Origin of the sequence: Granulicella mallensis MP5ACTX8 (assembly GCF_000178955.2) — a bacterium.
Taxonomy (GTDB): Bacteria; Acidobacteriota; Terriglobia; order Terriglobales; family Acidobacteriaceae; genus Granulicella; species Granulicella mallensis.
In genome coordinates, this window is the sequence record NC_016631.1 from 3,422,468 (window position 1) to 3,437,317 (window position 14,850).

A 14,850-nucleotide genomic window follows, 5' to 3' on the forward strand; every position below is an offset into this window, starting at 1 on the left:
GCGTATCTTCCTCCGGATGGATTATCTGTGCCTCGAGCACGTACCAGGAAGGTACGCCGCTCTTCATACCATCTGAGCGGTACGCGAAGGACGGTGGAATCAAGGTTGAAGTGCAACGGGTGAGAGATTACTGGAGAACTGTGACCAGTATTTGACGAAGTCGAAGGTTCCTTCTGGGAGGAAGAGTTCAGCGGGAGCTTTCCAGCCGAGGGATTTTCTGATTCTAACGTTGAGCTTCCAGGCGATTTCATCCAACTGATCTTGAGAGAACGCGGACAGATCTGTTCCGCGGGGCAGGTATTGTCGGATCAGCCCGTTGGTATTTTCAGAGATGCCGCGTTCCCATGGGGCATGGGGATGGGCGAAGTAGACATCGACCCCTGTCAGCTCGGTAAGGGTCTCATGGTGAGCCATCTCGGTGCCCTGATCGTAGGTCATGGAACGGCGTTTCTGGCTCTCGAAGCGGTTGAGGATCTTGGTGAAGGCCTGGGCGGTAGTGGCGGCTTTTGCGTTGTCCAGCTGCACCAGGGCGACGAACAGGGTGGTCCGTTCAACCAGCGTGCCGACCTGGGAGCGGTTGCCCTTGCCGATGATCAGGTCACCCTCCCAGTAGCCTGGAATCAGCCGCATCGCCACTTCGACCGGTCTCTGATCGATCAGGGTCATGTTGGGGATTGCCAGGTTACGCCTGTCTTTTTTTGCAGATCGCGATCTTCGCGCCTTGTGCCCATGGCGCAGCAGATCCAGCACGACCGAGCGGAGTTCCCCGCGGGGCATGGCATAGAGCGAGGTGTAGATGGTCTCGTGGGAGAGCCGCACCGGTTCGGGCATACGAGCCAGTGTGCGCTTGATCTGCGTCGGACTCAAGCCTTGGCGAAGATGGTCCAGCACAACCATCCATAGCGCGTTGCCCGGTTGCAGCCTCCGCCCCACAGGGGGTGAAGACCGCAGACGCCGAGCTCGACGTTCCGCCTTGGGCGCAAGATACCCGCTGGCAAGAAGCTTCTTCAACCCCGGCGCCCAGCCGTTGCGATGAAGCTCACGCATGATCGTCGACCGCGATCGACCTAAACCAGCCGCTATCAACGATGGCCGAATCCCCAAACTCAACTGCGTCTGGATCAATGCTCGCTCCGTGTACTCCAAATGCTGATACGACATAGGCAACTATCTCCTGTTCGGAAATGTTGCACTTCAACCTTGATTCCACCGACCCCCGCATTTTGTATCGCCACAGGCCCAAAGCGAAAATCCACCAATGTTAATGCCGCGTCTGTGCTACCTCAAACGCATGTCCCCATCCAAGACGCCCGAGCGTGATCTCGTGGGCTTCACCCATGCCTCGGTGCCCCCGCGAATACGGGGGTCCTTCGCGTACCGCTCAGGATGACGACGAAAAACAAACAACGACAAAAACAGACAACGGCAAAACCAGCCAACCGCACAATTGCACGAAAGGTCCCACCTCATGAGACGCTATTCTCATGAAGCTAGTCGCGTCTCTCGCCACCGCACTCTGTCTCCTGACGGCTGCAATCGTACAGTCCTCGAGTCAGACACCAGCCTTCAACGACCCCGCCAACCTTCGCGGTGAACGTGTCTCCCCGCGCGATGGCCGCGAGCTGCCTGTCGACCAGGGCGCGCGCGGCCTGGAGCAGCTACTCCGCAGACTGAATACCCGCGCCTCACTGATGCTGATCGTCGCGCACCCCGATGACGAAGATGGCGGCATGCTCACGTTCTACTCGCGCGGCATGGGCGCCCGTGTCGCCATGCTCACGCTAAATCGCGGCGAGGGCGGACAGAATGCCATGACCGGCGACTTCGAGGACGCGCTCGGCCTGTTGCGCACGCAGGAGCTGCTGAGCGCAGACCGTTACTTCGGCGTCAACCAGATGTTCGGCACCGAAGTCGACTTCGGCTTTTCAAAGACCAAGGAAGAGACCTTCGCCAAGTGGACGCACGAACGCGTGCTATACGACGCCGTACGCGCCGTGCGCCTGTACCGCCCGCTGGTGGTCGCGAGCGTCTTCATCGGCGGCGTCACCGACGGCCACGGCCACCACCAGGTCTCGGGCGAGATCACGCAGGAGGTCTTCAAAGCCGCCGCCGACCCGAAGGTCTTTCCCGACCAGATTGCAGAAGGCCTGTTGCCCTGGGCTCCGCTGAAGGTCTATGCCCGCGTCCCCATGCAGGCCATTACCTCCCAGGGCCTCTTCGACTACGCAACAGGCCAATACGCCCCCGCACGCTTCACCAACTACGTCACGGGCGAGGTCACTACGACCACCCCCTCGGCGGATGTCGTAGTGCACGAGGGTAACAAGGACAAGCTCCTCGAAGACAAAAGCTACGTTCAGTTCGCGCGCATCGGACTCGGCCTGCAGAAGTCCCAGATTGGAAACGGCATGCGCATGCCTCCGGCAGGCGTGTTCGACATCGGCTACCATCGCTACGGCTCACGGCTCGATGCGGCCCACCAGAAGGCCCACGAAGACAGCTTCTTCGACGGCATCGACATCAGCATCGAAGGCATCGCGTCACTGGCTCCCGGCGCCCCTCCCCTGCTTCGGTCAGGGCTCGCGAAGCTTAGCGCCAGCATAGCGTTCGCCACCTCCCGCTTCGATGCCGCAAACCCCAGCGCCATCGCTCCACAACTGGCAGACGCATTGCAGCAGGACGACACCCTCCTCTCCACCCTCGAAGCGGCTTCCTTTGGGAATGCCGATGAGAAAGCCAGCGTGCTGCATGAGCTGCGGGTCAAACGTGTTCAGATCAACGATGCCCTGACGATCGCACTGGGGCTCACACTCGACGCCACCACCAGTGGCGCAGACCAGACCGCAGGCTCCGCTGTTGTCGTCCTCTCCAAGTTGAGCACGACAGTCTCCACGGACCCACTGTCTGTCACGCGGGAATGGCTTCGGAGCGGAGATTCCTCCTCATCCCATGCCTCGACCCAGCCTGAACAGAGAGAGCAATCGGAGAGATTATTCTCAAGCACAACAGACGATGTCCTTCCCGATGTTCCGGGCCATGAGAGCATTCCCGACCTCACCCTCGACCGCCCCGTCACCCGTTCGCTGCACGCCACGCCTCGCGACACAACGTCTCCCACACGCCCCTACTTCTTTCGAGACTCCATCGAGACCCCGGTCTACAGTCTTCACAACCCGACACTTCGCAATGCCCCTACAGACCCACCAGCACTGACTGCCTGGGCGACCGTCAGTTTTCGCGGTGCAGCCGTTCAGCTAGGCCGTATCGTCCACGATGGCTCGCAACCGCTGAACCTGGTCCCTGCCTACAGTCTCTCGCTCTCAGCCCATGCACAGGTGGTCCCGCACGCTGAGTCAAAGGTCGCACTTACGGCCTCCCTGTCCGCCTCCTCTGCCCCGCAGAAGGCGATGACCCTGCCCGTATCTATTGGCAATCATCTCCTGCACGCGCAAATCGCACAGGTGTCCGTCCCAGGACAGGCTGACTTTCACTTCGTTCTCTCTTCCGCAATGCCTGACAGCACCACTCTCGATGCTGCCGTCACGTCCGCGGGAGTCAAGTACAGCGAAGGCTATCGCACGATAGGCTATGGGGATCTCCCACGAACTAACTACTTCACCCCTGCGTCCGACCGGCTCGTCCCAGTCGATCTCAAGCTCCCGGCACACCGCCGCATTGCCTATTTGCCCGGCACCGGCGACGATGTTCCCGAGGCCCTCACTTCAATCGGACTCAAACCAGAAATGCTCGCCGTCTCCGATCTCACCGCCGACAGGCTCAAAGACTTCGACACCGTCATTCTTGGCGTTCGAACCTACAACGCTCATCCTGACCTGCATGGCGCCCCGACCCAGGTCTTGCTCGACTTCGCCCGCAACGGCGGCAACGTCATCGTGCAGTACCAGACGTACGAGTTCACGGAATCCGATGCGCCCTATCCGCTCACGCTTGACGGTAGCGCGGAGAAGGTCATCGATGAGACAGCCCTTGTCCGGCTTCTCGACGCAAGAGCCCCATTGCTTACGACTCCCAATCGCATCGAATCAGCCGACTTCGATCACTGGATCGAAGAACGTGGCCATGGATTTCTCGAGAGCTGGGACAAGCACTATACCGCGGTGACCGAAACCCATGACCCAGGGCAAGAACCTCAACGCGGCGGGTTAGTGACGGCGCAACTGGGGAAAGGCCATTGGACCTACTGTGCTTTCGCACTCTACCGCCAACTGCCCGAAGCAGTTCCCGGCAGCTATCGCCTGTTCGCCAATATGCTTGGCCTTGCAGATCAACAGTAGTTCTCTGCCTTTGCTTTTCTGATTGTCATTCCGAGCGTAGTGAGGAACCTGCTTCCTCCCGCTCTTCGGTCGAACGGCCAGAGAGATTGGCCGGAAACTGGGTCTGGCAAAGAGCAAACAAAACGGCCTCCTTTCCAGGAGGCCGTTCAGCGTACGAACCACAGTTTAGTGGTGCGTCGTATGGTGGACAGGAGCCTTAGCAGGCGCCTTCTTGGGAACAACAGCTGCGTCTGACATCGTGATCAGCAGCGGCGATTGCGTGTAGGAAGCATAGGTTCCAGTCAGCGTGATCTTGTCGCCAACCGCAGGCACCGTCTTCAGAGGTGTTGCAAAGTTGAAGGCGAAATCAGCCGTCTTGCTCTGCACCGCATCGTCCGATACCGACACCTGCAACTGGTCGGCAGTCGCAGCAACCACAATCGTATCCGGGAACTGGGTTGACTTGCCCTTCACGGTGCCGAAGACCTTGTCTGCATCTTCCGGCTTGCCGTACTGGAGCACAAACTCCTTGTCGCTGATCGCCAGAGTCGCCAGATCAGGCGTCGTGGCAATCAGGTTCGCTACAAGATCCGCAGGCTTGGGAGCAGGCGTAATCGTTGTTCCCAAATCCGCCGGAGGCGTCAGGCTGGTCTTCACCAAGGCCTGCAGCTTGTCATAGCCGTCTTCTTTGCCGTGGTACTTTTTGTAGCAGTACGTCGCTGTCGGCTGGATCTGCGGTGCAAAGGTGCCCGCAAACGCAGCGGCACGCGTCGCGTACCAGGCGCAGTTCAGGTAATCCGGCGGTGTCGAGTTCATGTAAGACGTCGCCAGGAAGAATACATCCTGCAGCACGGGGCCAGGGGTCTGCGTCGCGTCCTGAGCGCCAGTGATCTCGGTATTGATCGCCGTGATCGCGTCCGCATAGTCCTTCTTGGACATGTCATCATCGGCGATCGCGCTTTCAAAGGTAACTGTCGCCTGCGACTTCAGCTTCTGGAAGTCGGCATCCGCCATATTTTGCGGCTTGGTGGCAGTCAGCCCCGTCTGGGCAAAACCAGCAGCCTTGTCGAGTGCAGCGGTCTTCGCTGCCGGATCGGTCAAAGCATCCGCCGCCGTCCGGCGCAGATAGGTTTCGAAGGTCAAAGCCGGAAGATTACTCGGATCGACCTGCAGCAGACGATCGGCGGCATCCAGCGTCTTCACCGGATCGTTGGTTCCGCTGTAAGCAAACATCAACTTCTGAAGCACATCCTGCTTTACGGCAGAGTTCGGATAGGCCTTCAGATAGGCCTCAAACCCGGCTGCTTTAGCGGCTGGGGTGGCTGCGGTGTCGGCATCGTTGTAAGCCTTGTACTCATCTGCCGACATCTGGACCTGTCCACCAGCCTGGCCTGCAGCAGGGGCAGGAGTGGCGGCTGGAGCGTCCTGCGCAAAGCAGGGCTGTATCACGGTTGCTGCGCCGGCTACTGCCAGCAAAGAAGCAAGTACGACCTTCTTCATAGAAAACTCCCTCAGTAAGCTCATCTTTACGATTCGTTTGATAAGACGCGGGTTGCGCCGTTAGACCGCGCCCCCAGGAATATTTGGAGCTTACGGTGGATGATGCGGATTATAGAAATGCACACGCCCTTACACAAGCTGCGGTTGCCTACTCCGCAAAGATAATGCCAACGTACAACAAAACGGCCTCCCTTCCAGGAGGCCGTTCAGTGTGCGAACCACAGTTTAGTGGTGGGTTGTATGGTGGACAGGAGCCTTGGCAGGCGCCTTCTTGGGAACAACAGCTGCGTCTGACATCGTGATCAGCAGCGGCGATTGCGTGTAGGAAGCATAGGTTCCAGTCAGCGTGATCTTGTCGCCAACCGCAGGCACCGTCTTCAGAGGTGTTGCAAAGTTGAAGGCGAAATCAGCTGTCTTGCTCTGCACCGCATCATCAGATACCGAGACCTGCAACTGGTCGGCAGTCGCAGCAACTACAACGGTGTCCGGGAACTGGGTCGACTTGCCCTTCACGGTGCCGAACACCTTGTCTGCATCTTCCGGCTTACCGTACTGGAGCACGAACTCCTTGTCGCTGATCGCCAGAGTCGCCAGATCAGGCGTCGTGGCAATCAGGTTCGCCACCAGATCCGCGGGCTTGGGAGCAGGCGTAATCGTTGTTGCCAGATCAGCAGGTGGCGTCAGGCTGGTCTTCACCAGCGCCTGCAGCTTGTCATAGCCCTCCTCTTTGCCGTGGTACTTCTTGTAGCAGTAGGTCGCTGTCGGCTGGATTGCCGATGCATACTGTCCCGCAAACGCTGCGGCACGCGTCGCATACCAGGCGCAGTTCAGGTAATCCGGCGGGGTCGAGTTCATGTAAGACGTCGCCAGGAAAAACACATCCTGCAGCACAGGACCAGGGGTCTGCGTTGCATCTGCCGGGGCGCCAGTGATCTCGGTCTTAAACGTCGTGATCGCGCCCGCATAGTCCTTCTTGGAGATATCGTCATCGGCGATGACGCTTTCAAAAACTGGCGTCGCCTGCGACTTCAACTTTTGAAAGTCGGCATCCGGCATATTTTGCGGCTTGGCAGCAGTCAGGCCCGTCTGAGCAAAGCCGGCAGCCTTGTCGAGTCCAGCGGTCTTCGCTGCCGGATCGGCTAAAGCATCCGCTGCGTTCCGGCGTAGAAACGCCTCAACGTACAGCGCCGTGAGATTGCTGGGATCGACCTGCAACAGACGATCAGCGGCATCCAGCGTCTTCACCGGATCGTTGGTCCCCTGATACGCAAACATCAACTTCTGCAGCGCATCCTGCTTTACGGCAGAGTTCGGATAGGCCTTCAGATAGGCCTCAAACCCGGCTGCTTTAGCGGCTGGTGTGGTTGCTGTATCGGCATCGTTGTAAACCTTGTACTCATCTGCCGACATCTGGACCTGTCCGCCAGTCTGGCCTGCAGCTGGAGCAGCGGCTGGGGCATCCTGAGCAAAGCAGGGTTGCATCATGGTTGCAGCGCCGGCTACTGCCAGCAGAGAAGCAAGTACGACCTTCTTCATAGAAAAACTCCTCGGTAAGCCCATCTTTACGATTCGATTGATAAGACGCGGTTGCGCCATTGAAACCGCGTCCCCAGGAATATCCGGAGCTTACGGTGGATGATGCGGATTATAGAAATGCACGTGCCCTGACGCAAGCCAATCCCCGAATGCCTCGGAAAAAGGTACTTCTTCACTCTATAGAACCAGCACCTGTAATACGAATCATCCCGATTGTCCGGCAGCGCTATTTTGCACCTTAAGCACTACATAACGGGATAACGGACTCCTTATCCACAATATCTCGTCTCAGGCGTATTGATTCGGCAGGTTTCGCCGCATACGATTCGACAAGCAGCCCAATCGCCGCACTGTTCCTGGTTGCTTAAATTTCGTGTACTTTTGACGTCCTTCGTAGGAGTTACCGCCCGTGCTCAAGCTGAAAAAAGTTCAGATCCTCGGATTCAAGTCGTTCTGTGATCGCACGGAAGTGCAACTCACCGGCCAGGGCATCGCAGCCATCGTCGGCCCCAACGGCTGCGGCAAATCCAACATCTCGGACGCTATTACCTGGGTACTCGGCGAACAGTCCGCAAAGTCTCTGCGCGGCATCAAGATGGAAGACGTCATCTTCGCCGGAACCCGTGACCGCAAGCCCACCGGCATGGCCGAGGTCTCGCTTACGCTGGTCGACCCCGAAGTCTACGACGGCGCAACACTGGCCGAAGGCGAAGCCGAAGTCTTCAGCGACGGCCCTACCCTCGTTCCCATGCCCGCTGGCGATTGGGATGAGTCTGCTCTGCGCGAACAGATCGCGCAGGAGACCGAAGACGCCGTCGCCGAGGCCCAACCCGGCACCACCTACGAAGCCGAAGCCCCGGTAGCCAAGAAGACCGAAGGCGCGAAAGCAGAGGCCACCCAGGGAGAGCCTTCGAACAACGTCGTGCTCAAGATTCGCCGCCGCAAGTTCGGCCGCGCTCCCATCCGCGCCGGTGAGATCACCGTCACACGCCGCCTGTTCCGCACCGGCGACTCCGAGTACCTGCTCAACGGCAAGATCTGCCGCCTGAGCGATATCAAGGACATCTTCATGGGCACTGGTCTCGGCGGCGAAAGCTACGCCATGATCGGTCAGGAGCGCATCGGCCAGATCCTCTCCTCCAAGCCGCTGGATCGTCGCGGCATCATCGAAGAGGCTGCCGGCATCACCCGCTTCAAGACCAAGAAGCGTCTCGCCGAGCTACGCCTCGAGAGTGCCAAGCAAAACCTCTCTCGCGTGAACGACATCTTCGAAGAGGTCACGCGTCAGATGGCCGTGCTGAAGCGCCAGGCCGCCAAGGCAGAGCGTTACGGCGCGCTGCGTGACGAACTGCGCGGCAAGCTGCGCGTCGTCCTGGCGAGCCGCCTGACACAGATGGACGCCGAGCAGTCCGCCACCGCAACCGAGATTGCGCGCCTCGCTGGTTTGATCGACACCCAGGCGGCGGAACTCGAAACCATGGATTCCGAGCACTCAGTCGGCGTCGCTCGCGGCTATGAACTGGACAGCCAGATTCGCGAAGCCGGTTCACGCGCCAACCAGAGCGCGGTCGAGCTCGAACGCATCACCGCCCGCTCGGCCTCCAACGCCGACCGCATCTCCGACCTGGCCCAGAGGATCACCTCCGGCAACGACGATCTCGAACAGGCGCGCGCGCAGATGGCCTCGCTCGCCGGAGAGCGCGAGCAGCAGCGCAGCTTCCTCGAAAATGCGACCTCCGAGTCCACCGCCTCGCGCGATGAGGCCAATGCGCAGCAGGCCCAGGCCCACGAGGCCACACGCAACGTGCTCGCCACCGAGGCCCTGACCGAAAACCAGCGCCGCAGCGCCATGCAGGTCATGCAGCGTGCGAACCAGTCGCGCAACGAACAGGCCCAGGCGGAAGCCGCTCTGGCCGGTCTCGAGAACGAAAGCGAGCGGCTCGTCGGAGAGTCGGAAGCAGCACGCGCCGAGCTGGAAGCCCTAAGCTCCCAGCGCAACCAGATCAAGATGTCGTTCGAAGGCGTCACAGAGCGCCTCAAGAAACTTGAAGCGGATATCGTAGAGCTTCGCCACACCCTGGAAGCCCGCCGCATGGAGGAGACGCAATCGCGCCGCCGCGGCGACGAGCTGCGCGCCGAGATGGCGACGCTCATGGGACGCCGCGGTTCGCTCGAAGCGCTGATCCGCGAACACAGCTACTCCACCGACACCGTGCGCAACATCTTCCGCGCCAACGCCAAGCGCGATCAGACGGGCGGCCTCGTACCCGTCGGCACGCTCGCAGACTTCCTGGAGGTCGACGGCCAGTACGAGAACGTCGTCGACGAGTTCCTGCGCGATGAGTTGAACTACATCGTCGTCAAGAGCTGGGACGCCGCCGACGAAGGCGTTCGCATGCTGCAGTCCGACGTCGCTGGCCGCGCAACGTTCCTCGTTCATCCCAACGATGCCCAGGCCAACTTCCCCCTCGCCGAAGGCATGCTCAGCAAGGCACTCACGGAGAACTCCGGCGTCGTTCCCTTGCGTGACTGCATTCGCGTGCTCGACGGCTTCGGCCGCTCGCTCGAAGTCATCCTCCCCAAGCTGCGCGAGGGCTTCGTCGCCCCCGACAGTGCAACTGCCCGCTCACTGGCACTCTCCAACCCGCAGGCATTCTTCCTCTCGCCCACCGGCGAGACCTTCCATAACGTCACCGTCACCGGAGGCCGTCCGCGCGCCCAGGGCCCACTCGCCCTCAAGCGCGAACTGGCGGAAGTACAGGCCAAGCTCGAAGGCGTAGAAGCCGAGCTCGCTAGCAATGAACAGGCCACGCTTGCACTGACACGCGAGATCGCCGAGTCGACCAGTGTGCTCGACTCCAAGAACCACGAGCGCCGCGATGCGGAGCGCGAGAGCGCCAACTCCGGCGCTGCCCTGCGCCAGATGGAAGGCGAGACGGCTCGCATCGAACGCCGGTTGCAGGAGTGGCAGCTCGCCGCAGGACGTAACCAGGACACCCGCCAGCAGAAGCAGGACCTGATCGCCCGCAAGCAGGAAGAGACAGCGAGCTTCGAAGCCGATCGCGCCAGGATCGAGCAGCAGATCGCCGAACTTACCGAGAAGATCGCTGCGTTGCGCGCCAACCGCGAAGAGCTTCAAGCCGCAGCCAGCGCCGCAGCCGCCTCTCTGGCCGGACTCGAAGAGCGCCGCCGCAACGCCAACGCCAACTTCGAGCAGACCAATCGTCTCTACGAAGGACAGGCCCAGCGCATCGCGCAGATCGAGCAGCAGATCACCAGCGCTGCTTCGGAAAAGCAGCGCCGCGAAGAGGAGACGGCTTCCCTGTCCATGCAGCATGAAGGCCTCACCGAGACGCGTGCCCAGGCACTCGCCGAAGTGGAGACCCTTACAGCCGAAGCCAGCGGGCTGCGCGTCGCGATGACAGAGTTAGATTCCCGTCTGCGCACCCTGCGCCACGAGACCGAGGCCTTGCGCGAGCAGCGTGCACAGCTCTCGGCACGCGCCGCCAAGCTCACCTCCGATCTTGAGCATCTCGAAGGCACCTGCATCAACGATCTCTCGGTCGAACCTGCGACCCTGCGCGAGGATGCCACCATCGAGCGCATCGAAGCCGAGGCCCTGCACACCGAAGACGAAGCGGCACGCGCCCTCAAGCAGCGCCTCGAAGCCATGGGTCCGGTGAACATGATGGCCCTCGAGGAGTACACCGAGACCTCCGAACGTCACGGCTTCCTGGAGACGCAACGCAAGGATCTGCTCGACTCCATCGAGAACACGCAGGCCTCCATCAAGGAGATCGACGATGTCTCGCACCTGAAGTTCGACGAGGCCTTCAAGATCGTCAACGAGAACTTCTCGACCACCTTCACCAAGCTCTTCGGTGGCGGCCAGGCCATGATGAAGCTGACCGACGAGGCGAACTCCTCCGAGAGCGGCATCGACATCATCGCCTCTCCTCCGGGCAAGAAGCTGCAGAACGTGCTGCTGCTCTCCGGCGGCGAAAAGGCCCTCACCGCCCTGTCGCTGCTGGTCGGCATCTTCCAGTTCCAGCCCGCGCCCTTCTGCGTGCTCGACGAAGTCGACGCTCCGCTGGACGAGACGAACGTAGGCCGCTTCGCACGGCTCATCGCGGAGATGTCTGAGACGACACAGTTTGTCGTCATCACCCATTCCAAGCGCACGATGGAGCAGGCCGACGTGATGTACGGCGTAACCATGCAGGAGCCTGGCGTCTCGAAGATCGTCAGCGTTTCGCTGGGCGGTCGCTCCAAAGGGCGCGAGGCACGCACGGCGGCATAAGTAACGAAAGAAAAAGCAACAGCAGCCTTTGTCGCTGCTGTTGCTTTTTTGTTGTCATTCCCGAAGGGAATCTGCTTCTGCTTTTGCCGTTGCTTTTGCTCTTGCCTTTCTGGTTGTCATTCCGAGGCGAAGCCGAGGAACCTGCTTCCTCCCGTTCTTCGCTCGCACCTCCCAATAACCATGCGGTTCAATGCCATGTAGCGATGGAAGATACCGTGGCGACACAAGCACCTCTCCGCTCGAAACAACAAACTCCAGAAAACAACACCACCATCTGCTCTATCATCTTCCGATGAACCCACTCGACTGGCTGCTCGGCATCCTGCTCGTCTACTCGATCACCCGCGCCGCGATCCAGGGCTTCTTCCGCGAGGCCTTCGCGCTGGGCGGCCTCGTTCTGGGCTTCCTGCTGGCTTGCTGGTACTACCGCGAGGCGGCGACCCATCTCACCGGCCTCATCAGCTCGTTGCCGCTCGCGCAATTCGCCGCATTTCTGCTGATTCTCATTGCCACGATGGTGATCTCCAGCCTGATCGGCAAGATGCTGCGCAGTACGGCCTCGGCCGTGGGGCTGGGTTTCTTCGATCGCCTGCTGGGAGCGCTCTTTGGCCTGCTGCGCGGCTGCCTGCTCGGCACAGCGCTCCTGATGGCTTTTACCGCTTTTTTGCCCACCGCGCCCTGGATTTCAAATTCAAAGCTCTCACCGTATTTTCTTCGCGCCGCGCATGCTGTATCCTTCGTCATGCCCTCAGACCTTAAGTCACGTCTTCACGAGGGCATTGAGCGCATCAAGCATAGGGCTCCCGATTGGATCAAATCCGCTTCCCTGCCGCACACTGATTAAGAACTTCAAAGTTCCCTAGACCACACAAGGAAACGCCGCGAGTGAAACGCGATCTCGACAACCTCGTCCTCCAGATGCACGATGCAGGCATCGCCTACGCCGATGCTGTGCGGGAATTTAAAAAGCGCTACATTCTGGAAGTACTCGCGCGCCATCGAGGCAACCAGTGCAAGGCCGCCGAAGAGCTGGGCATGCACCGCAACACCCTCAGCCGCACGCTCGTCGAGCTCGATATGGACTCCACCCAGATCAAGAAAGGTTTGCGCCGCCCACCTCGGCCTGTGCGTCCTGAACGCTCCCCGCTGCAAATTGTCTCCGGCGGACGCATTTCCGGGGGACGATAGCTCTTTTCGTTCGTCTAACTTCCATCATGCCAGGCCACAGCCATCGCCACAGTTCGCGCCGTCTCCCGTCGAACATGGCGTGCATTGCAGGACTCGGCCTCTCCGCACTGCTGTGCGCGGGGGCCTATGCGCAGGACGCGTCCAGCTCACCGGCCAGCACGCCCGCAGGCACCCTAGCAGCACGGCCCACAACGCCTGCCGCTCCGTCCACAGCCAAGCGCCCGCCCATCTCCGAAAAGCAGGCACGCCAGGCTGACGATGCCTACCTCGAAGGCGCAAGACATATAGAACATAATGATTTGGCCGCGGCCGAACAAAGTTTTGCGAAGGCCGTGGCGCTCAATCCCGAAAGACAGGAATACGTACTTTCGCTCGCCGTCACGCGTGAGCATCGGGTCTCTGAGCTGGTACAGTCGGCCGCCAAAGCACGTCTTATGGGCGACGATCAGCGTGCCGCAAGCCTGCTGGCTGAGGCCAAGGCCATCGATCCGGGAAACAACATCGTCACCCAGCACTTCGATTTTGACACCGCCCCCCAGCCCAGGGTCATCGACTCCTCCCATCTTCCCGGCGGTCATGCCGGAGCCTCTTTCGGCGGTCCTATCGAGCTGCAACCCGCTTCAGGAAACAAGAGCTTTCATCAGCATGGCAGTGCGCAGGATGTGATTCGGGCAGTCTATAGCGCCTTTGGTATCACTGTTACCTTCGACGACTCCTTCACCAGCAATACCCAGATAAAGTACGACCTCGACAACGTCAACTTCGCAGACGCGACACGCGTCCTCAAGGAGATGACGCATGTCTTCGTCGTCGCCGTGCAGCCACAGGCCGCGCTCGTTGCGAAAGACACTGCGGAAAACCGCGACCGCCTCGTCCCCCAGATCGAAGAGACGATCTACATGCCCGGCGTCAGCAGCGAAGAGATGACCGAGCTCGCCAACGTTGCCCGCAATGTCTTCGATCTCAAAAATGTTACGGCAAGCCCCACCGCCGGCGACATCCTCATCCGTGGCGATGAGGGAACGCTACGCCTTCTGAACGCAACCTATGCGGATCTCCTCGACGGCGGGTCCGACGTCCTGCTGGACATTCATCTGTACGAGGTCCAGAAAAGCAACACCAAAAACGTAGGAGCGCAACTGCCTACCTCTGTCGGCGCTTTTCCGGTTGCCTCCGAGGCGCAGAACTTGATCAGTCAGAACCAATCGCTGATTCAAGAGGCGATCGCCGCCGGCCTGCTGGTCTTGACCGGCAATCCAGGCAAGGACGCGCTGTCTGAACTCGAACTGCTCATCGCCTCCGGCACCGTCAACGCCTCTCAATTCACCAACCTTCTTGGAGTGCTGGGGCACTTCAGCGGCCTGCCGCTGGCGGGCGTCTTCCTCGGCTCCAACACCAATCTCAACCTGTCTCTAAACGCCAGCGACGCACGCACACTCGACGACATCCAGGTCCGCGCCAACGACAATCAACCTGTCAACTTCCGCGCCGGCACACGCTATCCAATCACAACGTCGACCTACAGCTCCGGTGGCTCGAATAGCCTGCCGTCTTCCCTCGCCGGCGTTAATGTGGGCGGGACAAACCTCAACACGCTGCTCCAGCAATACCTCGGAACCTCAACGGTGACAATCCCGCAGATTCAATATGAAGATCTCGGTATCACCGTAAAGACCACTCCAAGAATTCTGCGCTCCGGCGACGTCCGCCTGACCCTGGAGTTGAAGATTGAAGCGCTCGGCACCGGCTCTAACGACGGCATTCCAATTTTGACAAATCGTTCGTTAACCTCGACGATCACCGTCCCTGCCGGCAAAGAAGCGCTGCTTGCCAGCGAGATCTCGCGCGACGAATCTCGTTCCATGTCGGGGATTCCGGGACTCAATGAAATACCTGGTTTTCAGGGTACGAATGAGGACAAGGAAGTCGATACCGATGAATTACTGATCACTATCACACCGCATATCGTACGTGCCGGCGACATGCGTATTGCCAGCAAACGTCTTGCTGTGGAACACACGGCAAAACCTTCACAATAGGCTTTGCATTCTT

The 14,850-nt window shown here is 60.0% G+C and carries 8 protein-coding genes; 5 read left to right on the forward strand and 3 right to left on the reverse strand.

The window, feature by feature from the left end:
• Nucleotides 1-99: 99 nt before the first annotated feature.
• The gene (locus ACIX8_RS13870; protein WP_014265974.1) at nucleotides 100-1,161 is read right to left on the reverse strand and encodes an IS30 family transposase; all 1,062 of its coding nucleotides are present in this window, start codon (nucleotides 1,159-1,161) and stop codon (nucleotides 100-102) included.
• A gap of 323 nt (nucleotides 1,162-1,484) precedes the next feature.
• Between ACIX8_RS13870 and ACIX8_RS13875 the strand changes: the two genes are divergently transcribed.
• The gene (locus ACIX8_RS13875) at nucleotides 1,485-4,295 is read left to right on the forward strand and encodes a PIG-L family deacetylase (RefSeq protein WP_014265975.1); all 2,811 of its coding nucleotides are present in this window, start codon (nucleotides 1,485-1,487) and stop codon (nucleotides 4,293-4,295) included.
• Between the two features lie 165 nt (nucleotides 4,296-4,460).
• On the opposite strand, the gene ACIX8_RS13880 is transcribed toward ACIX8_RS13875, so the two are convergent.
• Nucleotides 4,461-5,774, reverse strand: coding sequence for a hypothetical protein (locus tag ACIX8_RS13880; protein WP_014265976.1), 1,314 nt, complete (start codon nucleotides 5,772-5,774; stop codon nucleotides 4,461-4,463).
• Between the two features lie 225 nt (nucleotides 5,775-5,999).
• Complete coding sequence (locus ACIX8_RS13885; RefSeq protein ID WP_014265977.1) at nucleotides 6,000-7,310, reverse strand: hypothetical protein; 1,311 nt, start codon at nucleotides 7,308-7,310, stop codon at nucleotides 6,000-6,002.
• Nucleotides 7,311-7,719: 409 nt separating this feature from the next.
• Here ACIX8_RS13885 and smc point away from each other — a divergent pair, with 409 nt between their 5' ends.
• The 4 genes from smc to ACIX8_RS13905 all read left to right on the forward strand — a co-directional run bounded on the left by smc (nucleotide 7,720) and on the right by ACIX8_RS13905 (nucleotide 14,837).
• Entirely contained in the window at nucleotides 7,720-11,610 is a 3,891-nt protein-coding gene (gene smc / locus ACIX8_RS13890) for a chromosome segregation protein SMC (RefSeq protein WP_014265978.1), read from the forward strand.
• 190 nt (nucleotides 11,611-11,800) lie between these two features.
• The gene (locus ACIX8_RS13895) at nucleotides 11,801-12,454 is read left to right on the forward strand and encodes a CvpA family protein (protein ID WP_223295335.1); all 654 of its coding nucleotides are present in this window, start codon (nucleotides 11,801-11,803) and stop codon (nucleotides 12,452-12,454) included.
• Nucleotides 12,455-12,495: 41 nt separating this feature from the next.
• Nucleotides 12,496-12,798 carry a helix-turn-helix domain-containing protein gene (locus tag ACIX8_RS13900; RefSeq protein ID WP_014265980.1) on the forward strand — a complete coding sequence of 101 codons (303 nt, stop codon included), beginning with the start codon at nucleotides 12,496-12,498 and terminating at the stop codon, nucleotides 12,796-12,798.
• Between the two features lie 26 nt (nucleotides 12,799-12,824).
• Nucleotides 12,825-14,837: a hypothetical protein gene (locus ACIX8_RS13905; protein ID WP_083836678.1), complete on the forward strand. Its 2,013-nt coding sequence runs from the start codon at nucleotides 12,825-12,827 to the stop codon at nucleotides 14,835-14,837.
• Nucleotides 14,838-14,850 lie beyond the last annotated feature (13 nt).

Coding starts and splice junctions, on each gene's coding strand:
- ACIX8_RS13870 (WP_014265974.1), bottom strand. CDS start 1,161: ATGTCGTATCAGCATTTGGAGTACACGGAGCGAGCATTGATCCAGACG.
- ACIX8_RS13875 (WP_014265975.1), top strand. CDS start 1,485: ATGAAGCTAGTCGCGTCTCTCGCCACCGCACTCTGTCTCCTGACGGCT.
- ACIX8_RS13880 (WP_014265976.1), bottom strand. CDS start 5,774: ATGAAGAAGGTCGTACTTGCTTCTTTGCTGGCAGTAGCCGGCGCAGCA.
- ACIX8_RS13885 (WP_014265977.1), bottom strand. CDS start 7,310: ATGAAGAAGGTCGTACTTGCTTCTCTGCTGGCAGTAGCCGGCGCTGCA.
- ACIX8_RS13895 (WP_223295335.1), top strand. CDS start 11,801: ATGCCATGTAGCGATGGAAGATACCGTGGCGACACAAGCACCTCTCCG.
- ACIX8_RS13905 (WP_083836678.1), top strand. CDS start 12,825: ATGCCAGGCCACAGCCATCGCCACAGTTCGCGCCGTCTCCCGTCGAAC.